The sequence below is a fragment of the Rhodobium orientis genome (assembly GCF_003258835.1).
In the GTDB taxonomy this organism is placed as follows: Bacteria; Pseudomonadota; Alphaproteobacteria; order Rhizobiales; family Rhodobiaceae; genus Rhodobium; species Rhodobium orientis.
In genome coordinates this window covers 1-270 of the sequence record NZ_NPEV01000170.1, presented here as the reverse complement: position 1 = coordinate 270, position 270 = coordinate 1, and the positions used below count along the sequence as shown (strand labels likewise).

Here is a 270-nt window from a genome sequence, read left to right as displayed (position 1 = left end):
ATTCAAAGAAGTATTGACCGAGATAAAGAATGGACTGAATATCATGCTGAAACTCTTGCTGAGCTGGTCGATGAAGATGCATCTAATGATTTTTACCTTACTCAAGCTAAAGTGGAAAGGAAAGCAGTAAATCTTTGGAATGACGGTTATCATGAAAAAGCAATTGCTAAACTTGAACAAGTAGTAGATGACGATAAACAAGCTCATGATATACAAATGCGTGGATGGTTTCAACAATTAGCGGCTCGTATAGCAGATAGATGGGGTAAC

The 270-nt window shown here is 37.4% G+C and carries 1 protein-coding gene; it reads left to right on the top strand.

The window, feature by feature from the left end:
* A partial coding sequence (locus CH339_RS25695) for a hypothetical protein (RefSeq protein WP_210207407.1) occupies positions 1-270 on the top strand: 270 nt, incomplete at both ends.